This window comes from Clostridioides sp. ES-S-0010-02, assembly GCA_020641055.1.
Lineage (GTDB): Bacteria > Bacillota > Clostridia > Peptostreptococcales > Peptostreptococcaceae > Clostridioides.
In genome coordinates, this window is record CP067345.1 from 2101618 (window position 1) to 2123991 (window position 22374).

Here is a 22374-nt window from a genome sequence, read left to right on the forward strand (position 1 = left end):
GCTATTTTATTTTAATTCTTTGTAAATTTAATGTCATAAATTTAATATAATATTAGTACAACTTTGCAAATAATACTTCAAGGAGAATGTACTATGACGAATATGGAAAAAGAGATATTGCTTTTAATTAGCAGGGTTAGATGTGTTACAGAAGCTCAATTTAGAAAGATTTATGGAGACCAAAAAAGATACAATAAAAAAAATTTCAAAAAAACATTGAGAAAAATGTGTAGTGAGTATACACTAAAAAAATATCCATGTGATGTGGATTATCGTAACTATAAGGACCTCTCATATGTTTACTATTTGAATGGTAGTAAGCTTTTTAAGGGAGATGATTTAATAAAGGCTCTAGTAGGGTCAGAACTAGTTGTTAGAATTAATACTGCAGGTTGTGATGTAAAAAGATTTTATCGAAATGTTAGTGTAGATGATGTTAAATATGATTTATTTATTGAATATACAGATCAATTTGGCAATATAAAGCAGGTTTTAGTAGATGTTGATTTAAATAATGAAATAGATGTTTCTAAATATGAGAATCTCTCTAGAAAAATAGATAAATCTACAATTCCATTTTTTAGAGTACCAAATATTTTGGTGGTTACACCAGATAATTTATCTGAATTAAATGACTTAGAGAAAGAAGATAATGAATATAGTATAAATTTTATAGATTTAGGATTAAATAAACTATTTAATTGTATATAAGATATTTTAGAAAATAAAGTTTTTGATTTGCCACATTTTGTAAAAAAATTGTTGCAATATTATATAGAATATGATAAAACTATATTAATAAATTAATTAATAATAATGAGCCTAGGGTAGAGGTAGCTATATTCAAGAGTAATCAATAGTAGCTGGTAAGTGTTGATGATTGATGAAAGGGTCTATAGCCGAAGAAAAGTTGTTGACAAACAGATTTTCTGGACTTATGCAGAATATGCATAAGGCTGTCACTTTTAAAGTGGTGAGCTACAAGGTTACTTGGTCTATGAAGTTCACACGTCCAAAGTATACCTTTGGGCGTTTTTATTTATCAAAATTTAGCTTGAGGGGGAAAAAGCATGAGTATAATTGTCCAAAAATATGGAGGAAGTTCAGTTGCAGATACTGACAAAATAAAGTCAATTGCAGAAAATATAATAGAAAGAAGAAAAGAAAATCCACAAATGGTAATAGTTGTATCTGCTATGGGAAAATCAACAGATGAATATATAAACTTGGCAAAAGAATTGAGTAATGAACCTAGTAAAAGAGAGCTAGATGCTTTAATGTCTACTGGAGAAATGATTTCAGCATCTTTATTATCAATAGCATTAAATGCACTTGGTTGTAAAGCCATAAGCTATAATGCTTATCAATTAAATATAAAAACAAGCGGACTTCATGGAAAATCTCAAATTGACGATATAAATGTAAATAGAATAAAGAATAGTTTAGATGAAGGGAATGTTGTAATAGTAACTGGATTTCAAGGAATCAATGAAGATGGTGATGTAACTACTCTTGGAAGAGGTGGTTCAGACACATCTGCTGTAGCTCTTGCAGTTAAATTAAATGGTAAATGTGAGATATATACAGATGTTGATGGAATTTATTTTACAGACCCAAGAAAATATGCAAAGGCAAGTAAACTTGATGAGATTGAATATGAAGAGATGCTTGAATTAGCAAGTTTAGGAGCACAAGTAATGCATTCAAGAAGTATAGAACTTGCACAAAAATATGGTGTTGAAATTTATGTTGGACGTACATGTGGTACAGTAAAAGGAACATATATAAGAGGGGGAAAAGACATGAAATTAGAGGATAAAGTAATAACAGGATTAGCTACTAGTGATGATGATAGTTCTATAACAATAAAAGATTTTAAAGTAGAAAATATATCTAGTTTATTTGAAGATATAGCAACTATGGGAATAAGTGTGGATATGATAAGTCAAACTGCACCTATTTTAGATAAAATAAGTGTGTCATTTACAGTTCCAAAAGAAGAATTAGGAGAGTGCAAAAAGATAGTGTCTAAATATACAAATGAAGAACATGTAGTAATTGATAATAACATCACTAAATTCTCTTTAGTAGGTCTTGGTATGAAAAATACTTCTGGAGTTGCTGCTAAAGTATTTAAGATATTTAATGAAAATGGTATAATGGTAAAACTTATAACTACATCAGAAATTCGTATAACTTGTGCCATAAATTCTGATGATAAACAAGTAGCTATTGAGAAAATAGCAGAAGTATTTAATATATAAAACTTAGGGAGGATATTATGAAACTTCATGGAACTATGACTGTAAAAGACAATGAATTATATATTGGAGGTGTAAGCTGTCTAGAGCTTAGTAAAAAATATCAAACTCCATTATATGTATTTGACGAAGACTTAGTAAGACAAAACTGTAGAGAATATATAAAATATTTTAAGGCTAAAGATGGAAAAAATAAAGTTGCTTATGCAGGTAAGGCATTTTTACCTCTTTATATGTGTAATCTTATAAATGAAGAAGAGATGTGTTTGGATGTAGTTTCAGGAGGGGAACTATATACAGCTTATAAATCAAATTTTCCTATGGAAAAAGTTTTCTTTCATGGAAACAATAAAACTGAAGAAGAAATAAATATGGGATTAGATTTGGGAGTAGGTAAGTTTGTAGTAGATAATTTCTATGAGTTAGATTTAATTGAAAAATTATGTGAAGAGAAGGAGAAAACTCAAGAAATATATTTTAGAATAACACCTGGTATAGAAGCTCACACACACGATTATATAAAAACAGGTCAAATAGATTCTAAATTTGGTTTTGCTTTAGTAAATGGAGATTTGTTTAGAGCAATAGAAAAATTGAATGATTATACAAATATTAAATTGGTAGGTCTTCATGCTCATATCGGTTCACAAATATTTGATGTAGAACCATACATAGATACAGTAGATATAATGATGAACTTAGTAAAAGAAATAAAAGAAAAATTTAATATACAGCTGACAGAAATTGACTTAGGCGGAGGTGTAGGTGTTTATTATAGTAAAGGTGATAAACCTAAAACTATAAGAGAATTCTGTGAAACTATAATCACTAAAGCAGAAAATTCTTGTAAAGAACTTGGAATAGAAGTACCTACATTGGTAATAGAACCAGGAAGATCAATAGTTGCAAATGCAGGAAGTACATTGTATACAGTAGGTTCAATAAAAGATATAAAAGATGTTAGAGTTTATGTAAGTGTAGATGGAGGTATGACAGACAATGTAAGACCTTCACTATATCAAGCTAATTATGAATGCAGTATTGTAAATAAGATTAACCATGAGACCATGAACCATGTAACAATAGCTGGTAAATGTTGTGAAAGTGGAGATATATTAATTGGAGATATAGATATAATGGATATAAAAAGTGGAGATGTACTTATAACAACATCAACAGGTGCATATGGATATTCAATGTCTTCAAATTATAATAAAATACCAAGAGCAGCAGTAGTGTCAGTATTTGATGGAGATGACAAGATAATTTGTAAAAGACAAAGTTATGAAGACTTATTATCTTTAGAAGTATAGAAGAAGAATTAAATATTAAATTTTAAAATAAGTAGATTAGACGATATATCTATAGATTTAAACTAATTTTTAGTTTGTTATAGTTATTCAAGTCATATCTACTTATTTTCTGTTTTATTAACAATTTTCCTGTAATAAATATAAAATATTTTAAAAACTTCCTGATTATGATAAAATTTAAAGTATATGACAAGGAGGGATTTAATGAGAGGAAGAGTAATTTTATTGATATCGATATTATCTATATTTCTTGTAGGATGTTCATTTAATAAAAAAGATGAAATAAGTTCAACTGAGCAAGGAAAAATATATTTAGAGAAACATGACTATAAAAAAGCTATGGAAGCATTATCCTCTGCATTAGAAGAAGATAGCGCTAATGAAAATGCAAGAGCTATGTATATGCAATCTATGAGAATGCTAAATGTGGATGAATTTGAAAAAGCTACAAATTATACGGATGCAATTAAAGAGCTTAAGCTTATAGAGAAAATTAAAAACGGCTCATCTGTTATCAAAAATGAAGCATCTAAAAAGAAAGAGGAATTGACTAAATTAGAAAAAGAACAGAATGAAGCAGAGGAAGAACGAAAGAAAAAGGCAAAAGACACAGCTGGAGAAGATAGGTATAGAGTGGAATCAGAAGCAAAGAAATCTTCCTATAGTGAAAAGAGTAAAAATAATAAATCTAATTCCAAAAACAAAAATACAACTTCAAACAATAACAAAGATGTAACTAACAATGATTCTTCTCAAAATCAAGAAAAACCAAATACGAGCAATCCAACACCGACACCAACTCCACCTTCATCAGAAAATAGTGGAGGGTCAGATAGTAGTGGAAATTCTCAGAACTCAAATAATCAGTAAATGTAAAGTATTACATATAAAAAATTAAGACTTTGTATCAGAAAATGAAATTAACTTTTAGCATATATTCTTTGCCAAGAGTTAATTTCATTTTTTTATAGTAATGTAATAGATAATAATTAATTTTTAAAATTATAAAAGATAAAGCTTATTGCAATCTCTTGTCAATATATTTGTCAATAGAAGTTTTTACAACAGCAGCTACAGGTACTGAAAGAAAAACACCTATAAATCCAAAAAGAGACTGTCCTATTAAAATCGCAGAAATTATCCATATAGCTCCTATTCCAACTTGATTGCCCATAACCTTTGGCTCTATGAAATTTCCATCTAGTTGTTGTAATATAAATATAAATACTATAACCCATATGGTTTTTTGTGGGCTGTATAAAATTGTCATAGCTACTGGAGGTATAGCTCCAATAAATGGCCCTAGATAAGGTATTATATTTGCTAAAAATATTATTGAAGCTAAAAATAAAGCATTTTCTATTCGAATGATAAATTGAAATCCTATAAATGCAATTATACCAATAATGAGAGAGTCTAAAATTCTACCAATTAAATAATCATAAAAAATATCATGAGTAGTTCTAAAAAATTCTATAATGTCATCAGCTTTGTTTCTAGCAGTAGAAGAATATAGCAATCTTTTAAATCCTAATGCAATTTTTTCCTTATCATATATAATATATATAGATAATATAAAGCCCATTACCATACTAAATAGCATAGATGATATGCTAAGTGTATAGATTAAAAGGTTTTTAGGAATTCTACTAATAAAATTACTAGCTTCTTTTAATGCATTATCTAAGCTGTGTTGTATATGAGGAATTAGAGCTTTTAAAAAATCTATGTTTGACATATTTTTTTCTATAAAATTATCTATATAATCACTGTAGATAGGCATTTCATTTATTAATCTATTTAATGTATTGGCTATTGAAGGAATTAGTAATCTAATACCAAAAGCTAAAATAATACCTATCAATATATAAGATAAAAAAATGGATAAAAGCCTATGTGTTTTAAATTTTATTTCAAAAAGCATTACAAGAGGATTTAAAAGCAAAGCGAGTAAAATAGCTAGTAAAAATGGACTAAAAAAACTTAATAATCCTTCAATGCTAGATATAAAATCTGCTGGAGTATTAATAAACTTAAAAAATAAAATTCCAATAAACACGACCATTAAATAATATTTTACATTTTCTTTTGAAATAATAATCACTTCCTTAAAATAGTGTTTAATCAGCTATTACATATTAATAGTATGTGAAAAGAAATTACAATTATTTAGGAAAATTAAATAATTTTTTGGCTTGTTTTTAATTAAGGTCTAGTATAGTATAATAATGTAACAAAATTAATGTTGATAAAAATATTAAATAACATATAATTTAAGATAAGAAAGGATTATGTATGAGAATTAATAAATATATAGCTTCTTGTGGAATTGCATCTAGAAGAAAAGCAGAAGAAATCATTCTTGAAGGAAGAATAAAGGTAAATGGAAATATAGTAAAAGAGCTATCTTTTAATATTGATGAAGAAAAAGATATAGTAGAATTTGATAATAAAGCAGTAAAGCCAAGCGAAAATTATGTCTATATAGTATTGAATAAGCCAGAAGGTTATATAACTACTGTAAAAGATCAGTTTAATAGAGCAAGTGTAATAGATATATTAAAAGGTGTAAAGGAAAGAGTATATCCAATAGGGAGGTTAGATTATGAAACAAGTGGGCTTTTGATACTTACTAATGATGGAGATTTAACATATAAACTTACTCATCCAAAACATGAAATTAATAAAACTTATGTGGCAAGTGTAAAAGGAATTATAAATAAGGATGAAATAAAAAATTTTGAAAAAGGACTAAAAATAGAAGATTATACAACAGCACCTGCTAAAATCAGAGTAACTAAGGAAAATAAAGAAAAGAATTATTCAGTATGCGAAATAACTATACATGAAGGAAGAAATAGACAAGTAAGAAAAATGTGTAAGGCTATAAATCATCCAGTTTTAAACTTAAGAAGAATTTCTGTAGGGAAAATAGTATTAAAAGATATAAAAGTTGGTGAATATAGATACTTAACAGAAGATGAAATAAAATATTTAAAATCAATAAAATAACATGAAAATGAAATGAAGTTAATAGTAGGGAGAAATAATATTATGGCATATGCAAAACATTTAACTAAAATTACAGATATAAATAAATTTTATTTAGAAAATATTATTAATAAAGGTGATGTAACAATAGATGCTACCATGGGAAATGGTTATGATACAAAGTATTTGGCTGAAAAGGTTGGAGAAAAAGGCTTTGTATATGCTTTTGATATACAAGAAGAAGCTCTAAAATCTACAAGAAAAAAATTAGAAAAAGAAGGATATATAGATAGAGTAAAATTAATACTTGATGGTCATGAAAATATCGATAAATATGTAAAAGAAGAAGTTTCATGTGTTTTATTTAATTTAGGATATCTTCCAAGAGCAAAACATCTAATTATAACTAAACCAGATACAACTTTAAAAGCTATAAAGTCTAGCTTAGAAATATTAAAAGAAAATGGAATAATAAGTATTGCTATATATACAGGACATGATGGAGGGCAAGAAGAAAAAGATAGTATATATAATTTTGTAAATAATTTAAATCAAGATGAATTTAATGTTTTAGAATCTAAATTTTTAAATCAAGTCAATAACCCACCACAATTGATTTTAATTGAAAAGAAAAAATCACAATAAACACTAAAAAAAACTTGACAAGATTCTATTAAGAGTTAATATATATATTGTAACCTTTTAAAAACACTTTAAATAATAAGTATATGATAATTTACTTTTGAAGTAAGTAATGTACTTAAATATGCAAAATAAAATATTTAACTTTTAAATGAGTAAAAATTGAAAATTTTAAAAGAAATATTGAATAAATCTTAAAAAATGCAAGGAAAGATGGTATAATAAATTTAATCGAAAATACTATGTGAAGTATAAGGTACAGAAAAGTTAGAATTTTATGAGTTTAAGAAGCTGAGATAAAAACTAAAATAATAAAATTTTTAGAAAAAATATTAGTAGTGATAAAAAGAAAATAGTTTATATAACTAAAAGGAGAAAAAAATGGAAGAAACAAATGAAATGAAAGATAGTAAACATTTGATATCAAATATACAATCTCAATACACGAGGTTAAGTAAGGGGCAAAAACTTATAGCACAATATATTTTGAATAATTATGATAAAGTTGCATTCATGACTGCATGCAAATTAGGTGAAACTGTAGGAGTGAGTGAATCTACTGTTGTAAGGTTTGCAAATGCTCTAGGCTATAGTGGGTATCCAAAATTACAAGCTGCACTTCAAGAACTCATAAAAAATAAATTAACTACAGTACAAAGAGTTGAAATGGCACATGATTATTCTGATGATTTTGCAATATTGAACAAAGTTTTAAAGAGTGATATAGATAATATAAGATCAACATTAGAAGAAATTGATGAAAAAGCATTTAAGGAAGCTTCTAATAAACTTTTAAAGGCAAGAAAAATATATATACTTGGTATGAGAAGTTCTTTTGTAGTAGCTCAATACCTAGGTTTTTACTTAGATATAATACTTGATAATGTCCATATAATTAGAATGGATATGGGAGATGCATTTGAACAGATTGTAAGAATAAACGAAGAAGATGTTATAGTTGCAATTAGTTTCCCACGTTATTCAAAAAAATCTTATCAAATTGTCAATTATGCTAAGGAAAAAGGAGCACATGTAATTTCATTAACAGATAGTTTATTTGCACCAGTAGCAGCACTTGCAGACAATACTCTTTTGGTTAAGAGTAATATGGCTTCATTTGTAGATTCACTAGTTCCAGCACTTAGTATTTCAAATGCTCTTGCAATCTCTGTTGGTATGAAAGAAAAAGAAGATATTAAACAGCACTTCGATGACTTAGAGCAAATCTGGAAGAGATATTCTGTATACGAGTAAAGTTTATATATTAATAAGTATGATTAATTATTAAAAATCTCAAATCCATCAGTTTTTGAGTAAAAATACTATAAAAAACTGACTGACATTTAACTGACAGTCAGTTTTTTTATTTAAATAAGATTTTGCTTAAATTATCAATAAAAAAAGACCCTCAAAAGAGTCTTTCCCGAAAAATCTATATATTATAATATAGTTATATTTTCTGCTTGAGGACCTCTAGCGCCTTTAACTATATCAAAGCTTACTTGTTGACCTTCTTCTAATGATTTAAATCCTGAAGTTTGTATAGCTGAGAAATGAGCAAATACATCATCTCCACCTTCTATTGATATAAACCCAAATCCTTTTTCATTATTAAACCATTTCACTATTCCATTATTCATTAAAAATACTCCTATTAACCTATATCAAGATATACTTGATTTAATTGTGTATTACCACAAATATTATTATATCATAGATTAATAGGAATGTCTATTCAATTATATTTTTTAGTTAACATTTTTGGTTATTATTAGTCTTAAAAATATATTTTTAAGACTGTCTGACATAACTCATAAATTAATTTATAAGTCTTAGTCCCTATAGCTTTGCGTCACTAAATTTCTCTAGTTTTGCCGATTTAGTTTTATTCTACAACTACAATAATACATTAGAATGAGTTATTATTCAACATTCTTGTTTTAAAATCAAATAAATTTAAAAATAGTTTACTTAAATTTTTAAATCATATCTAAAATAATTTAGGAGTACCTTTAAATTTACTTACTTGCATTATAGAGAATACTTATCATAGTATGTACATTTGAAGATGCAATTTTAATTTACTATTTTTATAATATATAACATATATGGGTAAACTATGTAACAAGGTAAAGAGGAGGTATAAATATATGGAAAATTCAATGTTCTGTTATCAATGCGAGCAAACTGTTGGTGGAAAAGGATGTACAAAAATAGGGGTTTGTGGTAAAACGCCAGAAATAGCAGCACTTCAAGACTTATTAATCTATCAATTAAAAGGTATAAGTTGTTATGCTAAAGTTTTGTTAGATAATGGAGAAAAAATAGATAAAGATATAGTTTCTTTTGTAGAAAATAGTTTATTTACGACTTTAACAAATGTAAATTTTGATGGTGATGTACATGAAAATATGCTAAGAAAATCACAAGAAATAAAGCAGAGATTAAGAAAAAAAATTAAAGAACCTATTGTAAACAATGAGTATGCTGAATATAATTTAAGTGAAACAAGAAGTCAAATGATAGAAGATGCTAAAAGAGCTGGAATAATGTTTGATGAAAGTTTAAACCCTGATATACGTTCACTAAGAATGACAATACTTTATGGATTAAAAGGAATAAGTGCTTATGGGCATCAGGCTAGAGAGCTTGGATATTATAATAATCAGGTAGATGAATTTTATTTTAGAGCATTATCAGCAATTACAGATGATGATATTTCTTTAGAAAACTTAATAACATTAACTCTTAAGACGGGTGATATGAGTGTTGCTGTAATGCAAAAACTAGATGAAGCTAATACTACCATTTATAAAAATCCAGAACCTCATAAGGTAAATGTAAAAATAAAAAAAGGACCTTTTATAATAGTTTCAGGACATGATTTAAAAGATTTGGAAATGTTACTTAAACAAACAGAAGGAAAAGGGATAAATATATATACTCATGGAGAAATGATTCCTTGTCATGGATATCCAGAATTAAATAAATATACTCATTTAGTAGGGAACTTTGGAGGAGCATGGCAAGATCAACAGAAGGAATTTGATTCTATACCAGGATGTATACTGATGACAACAAATTGCTTAATGAAACCAAGAGATTCTTATAAAGATAGAATTTTTACAACTAGTGTCGTCGGATGGGATGGTGTAAAATATATAGGTAAAAGTGAAAATGGAGAAAAAGATTTTAGTGAAATAATAAATAAAGCACTAGAACTTGGTGGGTTTGAAGAAAGTGAAGAACCATATGAAATATTAGTAGGATTTGGACATAATGCTACATTAAGTAATGCACCAGCAATAGTAGATGCAGTTAAATCTGGAAATATAAGACATTTCTTCCTTATTGGAGGATGCGATGGTGCAAGACCTGGAAGAAACTATTATACTGAGTTTGCTAAACAAGTTCCTAAAGATTGTATAATTCTTACACTTGCATGTGGAAAGTATAGATTTAATAAATTAAACTTTGGTGAAGTAGCGGGGTTTCCTAGGTTGTTAGATGTTGGTCAATGTAATGATGCTTATTCAGCAGTAAGAATAGCCTTAGCTTTAGCTGATGCATTTGATACAGATGTGAATAGTCTTCCTCTCTCAATAATATTATCATGGTATGAGCAAAAAGCTGTGGCAGATTTATTAGCATTATTATCACTAGATATAAAAAATATTTATTTAGGGCCAAGTTTACCAGCCTTTATAAGTCCAAATGTACTACAATACTTAGTTGATACATTTAATTTAATACCTATTAGTACACCTGAAAAAGATTTGGCAACATGTCTAAATGTTCCACTAAAATAATAAAAGCTATAGGTGATAATCAAAAAGAGTGTTTTAGACACTCTTTTCTTAATCATCTTCTACATATTCAAGTATATCACCTGGTTGGCAGTCTAAAGCTTTACAAATTTCATTTAGAGTGGTGAATCTAATAGCTTTTGCTTTGCCAGTCTTTAAAATTGATAAATTAGCATTTGTAATATCTATTTTTTCAGCCAAATCTTTAAGTGATATTTTTCTTTTTGCCATCATTACATCTAGATTAACTATAATTGCCATAATATCACCTCTATATCGTTAAATCGTTATCTTCTTTTATTTTTATAGCTTTATTAAATGTTTCAGCAATTACAAAACACATTAGTGAAAAGATAAAAGAGATGACCATAAGTGGTGAAATTCCTCCATTATCAGTTCCAAATATTTTTATAGGACCAGCATTTACACTATAACCATTGATACATTCAATTATAGTATTTATCAATAAGCAATATCCCATTATTTTAAATCTCTTAACATTTTCAAGTATAAAAGGTGAGTATTTAGTGCTATTAATTATAAAAGTTAGGAATAAAATAACTATATAATAGTCAGAAAAATAAACAATTCTAACAATTGTAATAATCAATTTTTCAAAGCTAAAATTATACAAAGATATGGGTATCATACATAAGAATATTATACCTGTTGCAGCCATACTTACTAACATAATGTACAAAAACACTGTTAGAATATTTCTAAAAAATTTTGTACTCATAAATACCATCTCCTTAATATAGGTTATATTATTGATTATAATATATAATTTATTGTTTTTCAATAAAAAAATATTGATTAAAATATAAAAATATTATTGTATATATAAATAAGAATATTAAGGTGGTAAGTTTATATGAAAAAGAATATAAGTTCTAAAATGTTGAATAATATTGTGCTAGTTGGAATAATTTTAACTTTATTATCGCTTATTTTAATGATATTAAGATAAAGTGAATTGATAGAATAATTATTCTAATTTATAGATAAATAGTAATAATGAAATTATCTTCACTCAAATAAAGTATTTGTCCATTTATTTAATACTTTTAATTGCTCTGGTGTATTAAACCAATGCTCCCCGTTTGCTATAACTGTTAAATTACAATTAAAATGGCGTGTAAATTTCTCTACCACACTTAGTTCTGTAAGTTCGTCATGTTTACCATATAGTATTCTTGTTGTAGTGTTCCATTTAGTAATAGGATGTTTTTTGACATATTGCAGATATTCCCATGAAAGTGTATGACCAAATGAAGTTGGAATAATTAGTTCATGTTTAAGTTGTTCTTCTGATACATTTGCCCAAAGCATCATATTAGAAATAAGTTGTTGCATATCGAGAATTGGAGATACAAAAACACACTCTTCCAGATTCTCATTTTCAAAACTTAACATACTAAACCATGCACCAATACTATTTGCATATAATGCAATTTGATTCCAATTAGATTTTGCATATTTCATTATAGCTAATAACTCTGGAACAACATTCCATGGGTCAAACGAAATGTTTTCTTCTTTACGTTCTCCATGTTTAGGTAAATCAATGCTTAAAACCTGCCATCCATGATTAACAGCGATATTAGCAAAAATTTCGGCTTCTTCTTTATAACCACATTGTCCGTGTATATAAATATACAATTTGTTTGAAGGATTTCCCCAAAGAATTGAAGGAATTCCATGAATTTGAAAATATTTCTTTTCCATAAAAATCTCCCTTCAGTTTAATATATAGTATCTATTGATATATCTATTAAACTATAAAATTATACTGTAATATTCTAATTTAATTATCTATAATACTAATTTAATTAGTTATAATACTAATATAGTTAGTATTATATTAAACTAAAATTAAATTGTCAACATTGCACTCAATATAAAGTTTTTTATAAGTCTTAATTGTTGACGAAGCTAATTAGATTAGTTAAACTAATAAAGTAATTAATTTTAGTTGAGAGAGGTATAATCATGCGTGTTAGTAGAGATATAGTAATACAGGTAGCATCTGATATAGCTGATAAAGATGGGCTTAACAAGCTTTCTTTAAAAGTTGTTGCAGAAAAACTAAGTATACGTACACCTTCTTTATATAATCATATAGAAAGCTTAGATGATTTGTTGAGAGAGGTTGCTCATAATGGTATGAGGAAAATGAATAAACAGATGGAGAAAGTTGCTATTGGTGATTCTGGAGATACAGCTATAAAGTCTGTAAGTATTGCATATTTTAATTTTATAATTGCTCATCCTGGGGTTTATGAAACAATTCAATGGGCTATTTGGCATGGGAACAAAGAAACATCAGAGATATTTGAAGAATATAAATCGCTATTAGAAAAACTTATTCTTTCTTGTAATTTAAGAACAAAGAATATAGATGAAGTATTAAATTTGTTGATGAGTGTGATTCATGGATATTCAACTTTGCAACTTGGAAAAGCTCTTTTAGATTCAGAAGAAGCCATAAAAAGTCTATCTGACACTGTTGATACTGTACTATTAGGTATTCATAAAAAGTATGACTAAATATATCGCTAAATATTAATGTAAATGATAGAATTAATAATCAACATTACATATATATCAATAAATTATAATATAGTTGATTTAATTAATAGATTGGATTAGAAAATAAGAAGTAAAAAAATAAATATTAATGTCTTTGCTAGAAGATTCTTTCAAAGTATATTACTTAAAACTTAAAGAAAAATAGTGTACTTTAAAAATTTAATCTAAAAGCAAATCAACTTTAAAAACTTTAAGTGGATTTGCTTTTGATATATTTCTTTGTTAAATTAATTTGATATTGATAGTTTCATTGGAGTAAAACGTATACCATTGACAATCTGTTCAGCATTAGTATTTTTAAATCCTAATTTATGGTAAACTTCAACAGCATAAGGGGATGAATTTACAGTTACTTCAGTTAAATCATCTCTGTTTTCAGTACAATACTTTACACCTATAGCCATTAATTTTTTTGCAACACCACATTTGTGATAATTTTTATCTACAAATAACATACATATATGATTTAGGTCTCTGATAGCTAAAACCCCAATTAACTTTTCACAATCAAAACAGCCCCAAAAGAAAATAGATTTTTCTTTGACTTTTTCAATAATAGAGTTATATTCTATAAATTCATGGAATGACTTAATTCCTTCAGCACAATAATCTGGAGACTCAAATTCTTCAAATACATTCCAAATTAAATTCAATGCACTTCTAATATCAGGTTCTTTTAATTCTCTTATTAGGTACTTTTCACACATTATAAACAACACCTCTATTATTAAAAATTTTTCTTATAATTATATACCTTAAATATATTTATTTCAATATAAATTGTTTTATTAAATTTGAATTTAAAGGTGATTAATAAAACAATCCATATATAATATAGTTAGAACATAAAAATTTATTTAATTTTACATATAATTTAATAATGATAAATTTGAAATAATTTAATATAAAATGAAAATATATATGACATATAAGTGTCATATATATAATAGTACAATTAAAGATATAGTATATATATGAAAACTATTTTGTAAAGAGAGAAGGAGAGGTAATATGCAGATTATAGATATAAATTCAAATAATATTGATAATGAACATGTATGTTGTGCAATTACTGAAAAAAAGGGAGAAAACTGTGTTTCTTCTAAAAAATATTGGATGAAAAGTAATTTTGACAAAGGTCTTGTATTTAAAAGATTAGATGAAAGAGGTAAAGTTTTTATAGAATATATACCAGCAGAAAATGCATGGTGTCCTATTACTGCAGATAATTATATGTATATTAATTGTTTCTGGGTATCTGGAAAATTTAAAGGACAAGGATACTCTAATTTATTACTACAAAAATGCATTGATGATGCAAAGTCAAAAGGAAAATATGGGTTAGTTGTACTTTCATCTGAAAAAAAGCTACCATTTTTATCTGATTCTAAGTATTTAAAATATAAAGGATTTTATCTGGCAGATACATCAGAACCAAGTTATGAGTTATTGTATTTTCCATTTACTGATAATGCACCTATTCCATGCTTTAAAGATTGTGTAAAACAAAGTAAATCAAAGGAGAATGGGATAGTTTTATATTACAGTAATCAGTGTCCATATACTGCAAAATATACTCCTATTTTAAAAAAAATTGCGAATGCTAGAGGTGTTGAAGTAAATCTTATAAAATTTGAAACAGCAAAAGAAGCACAAAATGCTCCTGCACCATTTACTACATATAGTCTTTTTTTCAATGGAGAATTTATAACTAATGAGATACTTTCTGAAAAAAAAATTGAAAAATTTTTAGATAGTAAAGGTTTTTAAAACTTAATTAAAATAAGATATAAATTTAAATCTTCTAGTTTTTGTGCAATTTTTAGGTGTTTGTTTGGACATAAATGAGAATATACATTCCATGTTGTTTCAATTTTTTCATGTCATAAATGTTCTGCTATTGTTAGTATATTTATTCACTAGTCAAATTATAATATTTTACAGAATAACTAAACATTGCAACAAGATGGTTGTGTATTGTTTTTAGATATGTTTGACTGTAATTAACTTTTAATAATTAGTTTTGTCACTTTCTTACATGGGAAGGAATAATTTCATTTATTTGAAAATTTCAAAAGAAAGGAAGTAATTTTAAATCTATTGTAAGCTTTTCATTAATAGTAGTATCCTTTGCTGTTGTTTGAGTTCTTCTATATTTATTCTCCATATACTTATATTAACATTATATGTGTATGTATCAATGTTTTTTATATACTATTTGTGCTATCCATTCAACCTAAATGAGTGTGATTTCCACTCTAAATTGTAAAAGCTTCATATAAATCCTATGATATATTTAAGATATTTTTATAATAATTATAAATTTATATTAATAAACAACTGTAAAGGTGAACTTGCTTATAGTATAATAAATTAATATATTATGCAAAGAGTTAAGGAGAGATACTTATGCAGACTTTAGATGTATACATGAAAAAATTATGTCCACAATATCTAATAAAACATAGTGAAATCGTTGATGAAGTAACTGTTGATGTACGTACATCGATAGAATATGGTAGTATAGCCAAATTAGAACATAATATCTCTGTTATTAATGAAAAAGAATATGACTTCCTGCACAGGAATAAACCCATCGCAGGAATTGTTGTCTTATATGGTTTAATAAAAAATCGTAAAAAAATAAAAGATAGGCTTCTATCTATTAGCGATAACAATAGTAAAAAGATAATAATTGTTTGCTCTAGAGGTAGGCTTCGTAGTCCAATTGTTTGGATGTATTCTAGATATTTAAAAATAGATTCTAAAGTATTAATAAATGGAATACACTCTCTAAAAAATAATTCTTAAACTTATAAAAATATAGATCATTCTCGATATTATGCAACTAATTATCACATATATAGTATCAAGCTAGAATGTATATATATTTACACAAATCTATATGTATTCTCACTTGTTGTTCAACTGTGTTGAATTAATAATGATACTTTTATCAGTTAATTTCCATCAATTTTATTTTCAATAATTACAATTGTAAAATTGAGGATGTTGTAGAAATAAAAAAAGATATTGAGTAGTAAAATTTATGATACTAATATACTTTATAGCCTGTTAGAAAATATAGAACTAATAGTACTAATAAATGAAATTTCATGTGATAGATGAGCTTTTATCAGATTAAAAAGAAAATCAGCAGAAAGACGATTGTTGTGTATGATTAAGAATTCTTTGATAACAATTTTAGTCTTTCTCTTAAAAGGAGAAAAAATGATATTAAAAACAGAAAGATTAACTCTAATTCCACTATCACTTCGTCAACTTGAACTTTGGACTTCCAATAATTCAGAATTAGAAAAGGAATTAGAATGCATTTATTGTGCAGAACCAATGACTGGTTTTTTTTATGATATTGTAAAAGGACAATTAAATATTGCTAAAAAAGATGAAAAAAATATATTGTTTTATACATTTTGGTTTATTATGTTAAATGAAAACCGTACAATTATAGGATTAGCCGATTTTAAAGATGTGCCAAATTCTTATGGTGAAATTGAGATTGGTTATGGATTAGGTGAGGATTATAAAAAACAAGGATATATGACAGAAGCTATTAAAAAGATATGTAGCTGGGGATTAAGTCAACCAAATGTTTCTTCTGTGATAGCTGAAACTGATGCTTACAATACAGATTCACAAAATGTTTTATTAAGATGTGGTTTTAAGTTATATCGTAACTCGGATACAAAATGGTGGAAATTAACAACCTAGAAAAAATTTCCAAAAATTTATAAATAATATTGACAAACTACTAAAAATAAATTATTATATAAAACAACAAGAAAAGAAATTGAAATCCTATGAAAAAGAAAGTAGCATAAAAGGATTTGATAGAGAGCTAGGGATGGTGGAAGCCTAGTAATGAATTTTATTGTGAATAGAGCTTTGGAGGAAGTTACCAGAATTAGTAGTATGGTAATTGGTGAGTCTCGCCTTAAGAGATTAGAGTGGGTAAGATTATCTTATCAATTAGAGTGGTAACGCGGGTGTATATTCGTCTCTTGGTCTTTGACCAAGAGGCTTTTTTAATTTTAAATATACATTTGCAAATACTTTTTAATTCATAAGAATTATTATAATTGTAATTTTACCAATAAGAGTGGTACCGCGGAAATTCGCCTCTTAGCATTATAATGCTAAGGGGCTTTTTATTGTTAGTTAGATAGTTTTAAACTTATATATTATCAAATGATTATTAAATAATAATATTAATTTAAAAAAATAATTCGAAATATTCTTAAAATAATTATAAAACGGAGGAAATAAAATGAGCAAAATAAAAGCTGGAATTATTGGAGCAACTGGATATGTTGGTGTAGAATTACTAAGATTACTAATAAATCATGAAGGAGTAGAAGTTACAGCTATAGGTTCAAATTCATACATTGGCAAAAACATAGTTGATATATACCCAAGTATAGGTTATGAAAACAGTATGACATGTATAGAAAACGAAAAAGTAATTGATATGTGTGATGTTGTATTTACTGCTCTTCCACATGGTGTAAGTGAAAAGTTTGCAATAAAAGCAATTGAATCTAAAAAGAAAGTCATAGATTTAGGTGCTGATTTCAGAATAAAAGATGAAAAAATATATAGTAAATGGTATGGAGTATCTTTTATAGATACAATTTTGCACAAAAAAGCTGTATATGGATTAAGTGAGATATATCAAGAAGATATAAAAAGTGCTGATATAGTTGCAAATCCAGGATGTTATCCTACTAGTATTTCTTTACCATTGATGCCATTATTAAGTTCTAAATTAATAAAAAATAATAATATAATAATTGATTCTAAATCAGGTCTTACAGGAGCTGGTAGAGAGTTATCAACAAGTAGTCATTTTACAGAAGTTAATGAGAATATAACTGCATATAAAATAGGAAAACATAGACATACTCCAGAAATAGAACAAAATCTAAGTGAAGCGTATAAAGAAGATGTAGATGTAGTTTTTACACCAAATCTAATTCCAGTAAATAGAGGGATACTATCAACTATATACTGCATAAAAGAAGATAATGTATCTATAGGTGATATACATAAAAAATTAACTGATTATTATGAATATAAAAAATTTGTAGAAATACTCCCATTAGATAAGATAACCTCTTTAAAAAATGTTGTATATTCAAATAAATGTGTAATATCAGTACATGAAAATAAAGATACATTAATAATCTGTTCAACTATAGACAACATGATTAAAGGGGCAGCAGGGCAAGCCGTACAAAATATGAATATAATGTTTGGAATTGAGGAGACTACAGGCTTAAAGCATATTGCACCAGCATTTTAGGAATAGAAAAATACTAAACTCATATAATTAGGAGGATAAAAATGGAGATTATAAAAGGTGGAGTTACAGTTCCAGAAGGGTTTGTTGCTTCAGGAATTCACTGTGGCTTAAGAAAAAATAAAGAAAAGAGGGACTTAGCTTTAGTTTATTCAGATATTTTATGTGATGCAGCAGCAGTAGTTACTCAAAATAAAGTTAAAGGAAATCCAGTTTATGTAACACAGGAGCATATTAAAAATGGAAAAGCACAAGCGATTATAGTCAATAGTGCTAATGCTAACACATTTAATGGAAAAGAAGGTCTTATAAACGCATATAAAATGGCTAAATTTACTAGTGAAAAATTAAATATTAAAGAAGATGATGTTTTGGTTGCATCTACTGGTGTTATAGGAAAACCACTAAATATAGATTTAATAGAAAAAAATATGGATGAGTTAGTAAGTAATCTCAGTAAACAAGGTCATATTGGAGCAAGAGAAGCAATTATGACAACTGACATTATAAAGAAAGAAATAGCAGTAGCAATAATGTATGGAGATAAAAAAATAACTATTGGAGGTATGGCAAAAGGTTCAGGAATGATACATCCTAATATGGCAACAACATTGGGATTTATAACGACAGATGCAAATATCGATAGCGTTCTCTTAAAAGAAGCTCTAAAAAGTGCAGTTGATAAAAGTTTTAATAGAGTTAGTGTAGATGGAGATACAAGTACTAATGATATGGTAATGATTTTGGCAAATGGAAAAGCGAAAAATGAGAGAATGGATGAAAAAGATGAACATTATCAAGTATTTTTAAGTGCGCTTACATATGTTTGTATAGAACTTGCTAAACTTGTTGCTAAAGATGGAGAAGGATGTACAAAATTAATTGAATGCTATATAAATGGAGCACTAAGTGAAGAACATGCAGTAAAGTTAGCAAAAACAGTTATATCTTCTTCCTTGGTAAAGACAGCTGTATTTGGAGCTGATGCAAATTGGGGAAGAATATTGTGTGCTTTAGGATATGCGGGTGAAGAAATAGATATGGAAAAAGTAGATATTATTTTTGAAAGCATGAAAGGATATATAGAAGTATGTAAACAGGGAAATGGGTTGGATTTTAATGAAGAAAAAGCGAAAAAAATTCTTGAAGATGATGAAATAAGTATATTAGTAGATTTGAACATGGGAAATGCTAGAGGAAATGCATGGGGATGTGATTTAAGTTATGATTATGTAAGAATAAATGGAAGTTATAGAAACTAGGAGGAAATGCTTAATGATTGATATAGAAAAAGCAAATACACTGATAGAAGCTTTACCATATATAGAAAAGCATCAAGGCAAAACTATTGTAGTTAAGTATGGTGGAAGTGCAATGAAAAAAGATGGTTTAAAAGAGTCTGTTATGGAAGACCTTGTACTTATGAGTTATGTTGGAATAAATATAGTTTTAGTACATGGTGGAGGAGCAGAAATCAATAAAATGCTTGCTAAAGTAGATATAGAAAGTAAATTTGTAAATGGGCTTAGATATACAGATGAAGAAACTATGGAAATTGTAAAAATGGTCTTAGCTGGAAAGGTAAATAAAGACTTAGTAAACAAGATACATACAAAAGGCGGAAGAGCAGTAGGGCTTTGTGGGATAGATAATAATATGATTTTATGTGACCCATATAAAAATTATGAACTAGGATTTGTTGGAGAAATAAAGAAAGTAAATGTTGAACTTATAGAATCTTGCTTGAAATCAGGCTATATTTCAGTAATTGCAACTATTGGAGTAGGAGAAGATGGTGAGACCTATAATATAAATGGAGATACAGCAGCATCAGCTATAGCTAAAGAATTAAATGCAGATAAGCTGATACTTCTTACTGATGTGCCAGGTCTTTTAAGAGATCCAGATGAAGAAAAGTCATTGATAACAGAAGTTATACTAGATGATGTTGATAAGCTATTTGATGAAGGTATAATTACTGGTGGCATGATACCTAAGATACATGGATGTGTAGACGCTTTGAATAATGGGGTAAATAGAGTTCATATTTTAGATGGAAGAGTTCCTCATTCTATAATAACAGAGTTATTTACTGATAGTGGAATAGGCACATTAATAAGAAAAGAAAATGAATAAGAAAATAAGTTAAATATAAAAAAGATTATAACTTAAGTGAGGATGATAAAAATGAAGATAAATAACAATAATATAGTTTCAAAATGGGAGGAATATTTCATAAATACATATAGCCAACCTGATTTTATTATAGATTATGGCGAAGGTAGTTGCTTTTTTGATACTAAAGGCAATAAATATATAGATTTTACAAGCGGATACGGAGTGTCTTCTCTTGGATATAGTAATAATAATTTAAAAACTGCTTTAAAGGAGCAAGTGGATAAATTATTACATACATCAAACTTATATTTCAATGGTCCAGTATTGTCTGTAGGAGAAAAAATAATTAATATAAGTGGATTGGATAAAGTATATTTTTGTAACTCTGGAACAGAAGCAAATGAAACTGCTTTTAAAATAGCAAGAAAGTACAGTAGTGATAAATATGGTGAAGGAAGAGGGACAATCATAAGTTTAAAGGATTCTTTTCATGGTAGAACAATGATGTCTTTGATGGCAACTGGTATGGATAAGTACCATAAATATTTTTATCCACTTCCCGAAGGATTTAAATATGTAGAAAAAAACGATATTGAAGATTTTAAAAATAATATTGATTCAACTGTTTGTGCAGTAATTCTTGAAGCAGTTCAAGGTGAAGGTGGAGTTAATGTTCTTGAAAAAGATTATATTTTAGAACTTGTAAAAATATGTAAAGAAAAAGACATAGCAGTAATATTTGATGAAGTTCAATGTGGCATAGCAAGAACGGGGAAACTTTTTGGATATGAATATTTTGATGTAAAACCAGATATTGTTACAATTGCAAAAGGTTTAGGCGCAGGGATACCAATAGGAGGAGTATTAGTAAATGAAAAATTTTCAAAAGTTTTAGGAAAAGGAGACCAAGGTACAACATTTGGAGGGAATTTATTAGCTATGGTGGCAACTTCTGTTGTGTTAGATGAAATATCTAAAGAAGGATTTTATGAAGATGTGTTAGAAAAAGGAGATTATATAAGAAAATCTATTGAAAATTTTAATAGTACAATCGTAGTAAAGACAAAAGGTATGGGCTTGATGATAGGAATCGAAACTACTATTGAATCTAGCACTATAGAAGAAAAAGCTAGAAAAAAAGGATTACTTATTTTGACTGCTGGAAAGAATGTACTTAGATTTTTACCACCTTTAACTATTAGCTACAAGGAGATAAATGAAGCTCTTGAAATTTTAAAAGATATATTACTAGAAGATAATTAAGTTATTAAAAGATTCATTGTTAGGGTGAGAATTAGAGTAGATAAAAATATATGAAACTAAAAATTTTA

Annotated in this window: 22 protein-coding genes, 1 riboswitch and 1 other annotated feature; of the genes, 16 read left to right on the forward strand and 6 right to left on the reverse strand. The window is 27.1% G+C overall.

Translation table 11 applies throughout. From position 1 onward, the window contains the following. The first annotated feature begins 93 nt into the window (after positions 1–93). The 4 genes from JJC01_09500 to JJC01_09515 all read left to right on the forward strand — a co-directional run bounded on the left by JJC01_09500 (position 94) and on the right by JJC01_09515 (position 4444). Positions 94–711, forward strand: coding sequence for a hypothetical protein (locus tag JJC01_09500; GenBank protein UDN60076.1), 618 nt, complete (start codon positions 94–96; stop codon positions 709–711). Between the two features lie 359 nt (positions 712–1070). Continuing rightward, the gene (locus tag JJC01_09505; protein UDN60077.1) at positions 1071–2264 is read left to right on the forward strand and encodes an aspartate kinase; all 1194 of its coding nucleotides are present in this window, start codon (positions 1071–1073) and stop codon (positions 2262–2264) included. Between the two features lie 17 nt (positions 2265–2281). After that, positions 2282–3574, forward strand: a complete 1293-nt coding sequence (lysA, locus tag JJC01_09510; GenBank protein ID UDN60078.1) for a diaminopimelate decarboxylase — start codon at positions 2282–2284, stop codon at positions 3572–3574. A 204-nt stretch (positions 3575–3778) separates the two neighbouring features. After that, positions 3779–4444, forward strand: coding sequence for a hypothetical protein (locus JJC01_09515; protein UDN60079.1), 666 nt, complete (start codon positions 3779–3781; stop codon positions 4442–4444). Positions 4445–4592: 148 nt separating this feature from the next. Here JJC01_09515 and JJC01_09520 read toward each other — a convergent pair whose 3' ends face one another. Further along, positions 4593–5678 (reverse strand): AI-2E family transporter, encoded by a 1086-nt coding sequence (locus tag JJC01_09520; protein ID UDN60080.1) that lies wholly within the window; start codon positions 5676–5678, stop codon positions 4593–4595. A gap of 191 nt (positions 5679–5869) precedes the next feature. Between JJC01_09520 and JJC01_09525 the strand changes: the two genes are divergently transcribed. The 3 genes from JJC01_09525 (at position 5870) to JJC01_09535 (ending at position 8461) form a co-directional block, all read left to right on the forward strand. Further along, positions 5870–6586: an rRNA pseudouridine synthase gene (locus tag JJC01_09525; protein ID UDN60081.1), complete on the forward strand. Its 717-nt coding sequence runs from the start codon at positions 5870–5872 to the stop codon at positions 6584–6586. 42 nt (positions 6587–6628) lie between these two features. Further along, on the forward strand, positions 6629–7210 hold the full coding sequence (locus tag JJC01_09530) for a class I SAM-dependent methyltransferase (protein UDN60082.1): 582 nt from the start codon (positions 6629–6631) through the stop codon (positions 7208–7210). Positions 7211–7588: 378 nt separating this feature from the next. Beyond that, positions 7589–8461: a MurR/RpiR family transcriptional regulator gene (locus tag JJC01_09535; GenBank protein UDN60083.1), complete on the forward strand. Its 873-nt coding sequence runs from the start codon at positions 7589–7591 to the stop codon at positions 8459–8461. Positions 8462–8646: 185 nt separating this feature from the next. Here JJC01_09535 and JJC01_09540 read toward each other — a convergent pair whose 3' ends face one another. Beyond that, on the reverse strand, positions 8647–8847 hold the full coding sequence (locus JJC01_09540; GenBank protein UDN60084.1) for a cold-shock protein: 201 nt from the start codon (positions 8845–8847) through the stop codon (positions 8647–8649). A gap of 149 nt (positions 8848–8996) precedes the next feature. Next, positions 8997–9093: riboswitch (cyclic di-GMP riboswitch) on the reverse strand. A 264-nt stretch (positions 9094–9357) separates the two neighbouring features. Between JJC01_09540 and hcp the strand changes: the two genes are divergently transcribed. Beyond that, positions 9358–11016, forward strand: coding sequence for a hydroxylamine reductase (gene hcp / locus JJC01_09545; protein UDN60085.1), 1659 nt, complete (start codon positions 9358–9360; stop codon positions 11014–11016). 48 nt (positions 11017–11064) lie between these two features. Here the strand turns inward: hcp and JJC01_09550 are convergent, their stop codons facing one another. From JJC01_09550 to JJC01_09560, 3 genes are all read right to left on the reverse strand, one after another. Continuing rightward, complete coding sequence (locus tag JJC01_09550) at positions 11065–11274, reverse strand: helix-turn-helix transcriptional regulator (protein UDN60086.1); 210 nt, start codon at positions 11272–11274, stop codon at positions 11065–11067. 10 nt (positions 11275–11284) lie between these two features. Continuing rightward, entirely contained in the window at positions 11285–11752 is a 468-nt protein-coding gene (locus tag JJC01_09555) for a DUF2975 domain-containing protein (protein UDN60087.1), read from the reverse strand. Positions 11753–12042: 290 nt separating this feature from the next. Beyond that, positions 12043–12741, reverse strand: a complete 699-nt coding sequence (locus JJC01_09560; GenBank protein UDN60088.1) for an alpha/beta hydrolase — start codon at positions 12739–12741, stop codon at positions 12043–12045. Between the two features lie 264 nt (positions 12742–13005). On the opposite strand from JJC01_09560, the gene JJC01_09565 reads away from it, so the two are divergent. Beyond that, positions 13006–13563: a TetR/AcrR family transcriptional regulator gene (locus JJC01_09565; protein UDN60089.1), complete on the forward strand. Its 558-nt coding sequence runs from the start codon at positions 13006–13008 to the stop codon at positions 13561–13563. Positions 13564–13832: 269 nt separating this feature from the next. Here JJC01_09565 and JJC01_09570 read toward each other — a convergent pair whose 3' ends face one another. Next, positions 13833–14312: a GNAT family N-acetyltransferase gene (locus JJC01_09570; protein UDN60090.1), complete on the reverse strand. Its 480-nt coding sequence runs from the start codon at positions 14310–14312 to the stop codon at positions 13833–13835. A gap of 304 nt (positions 14313–14616) precedes the next feature. On the opposite strand from JJC01_09570, the gene JJC01_09575 reads away from it, so the two are divergent. The 7 genes from JJC01_09575 to JJC01_09605 all read left to right on the forward strand — a co-directional run bounded on the left by JJC01_09575 (position 14617) and on the right by JJC01_09605 (position 22306). After that, positions 14617–15375 carry a GNAT family N-acetyltransferase gene (locus tag JJC01_09575; protein ID UDN60091.1) on the forward strand — a complete coding sequence of 253 codons (759 nt, stop codon included), beginning with the start codon at positions 14617–14619 and terminating at the stop codon, positions 15373–15375. Between the two features lie 639 nt (positions 15376–16014). After that, positions 16015–16416 carry a hypothetical protein gene (locus tag JJC01_09580; GenBank protein UDN60092.1) on the forward strand — a complete coding sequence of 134 codons (402 nt, stop codon included), beginning with the start codon at positions 16015–16017 and terminating at the stop codon, positions 16414–16416. Between the two features lie 420 nt (positions 16417–16836). Further along, a complete protein-coding gene (locus tag JJC01_09585) occupies positions 16837–17337 on the forward strand; it encodes a GNAT family N-acetyltransferase (protein UDN60093.1) in 501 nt (166 codons plus the stop codon). 80 nt (positions 17338–17417) lie between these two features. After that, positions 17418–17631 (forward strand) — a binding site (T-box leader). Between the two features lie 262 nt (positions 17632–17893). Further along, positions 17894–18928 carry an N-acetyl-gamma-glutamyl-phosphate reductase gene (locus JJC01_09590; GenBank protein ID UDN60094.1) on the forward strand — a complete coding sequence of 345 codons (1035 nt, stop codon included), beginning with the start codon at positions 17894–17896 and terminating at the stop codon, positions 18926–18928. A gap of 41 nt (positions 18929–18969) precedes the next feature. After that, positions 18970–20187: a bifunctional glutamate N-acetyltransferase/amino-acid acetyltransferase ArgJ gene (gene argJ, locus JJC01_09595; GenBank protein UDN60095.1), complete on the forward strand. Its 1218-nt coding sequence runs from the start codon at positions 18970–18972 to the stop codon at positions 20185–20187. 13 nt (positions 20188–20200) lie between these two features. Then, entirely contained in the window at positions 20201–21061 is an 861-nt protein-coding gene (gene argB, locus JJC01_09600) for an acetylglutamate kinase (GenBank protein UDN60096.1), read from the forward strand. A gap of 57 nt (positions 21062–21118) precedes the next feature. Beyond that, a complete protein-coding gene (locus JJC01_09605; protein UDN60155.1) occupies positions 21119–22306 on the forward strand; it encodes an aspartate aminotransferase family protein in 1188 nt (395 codons plus the stop codon). Positions 22307–22374 lie beyond the last annotated feature (68 nt).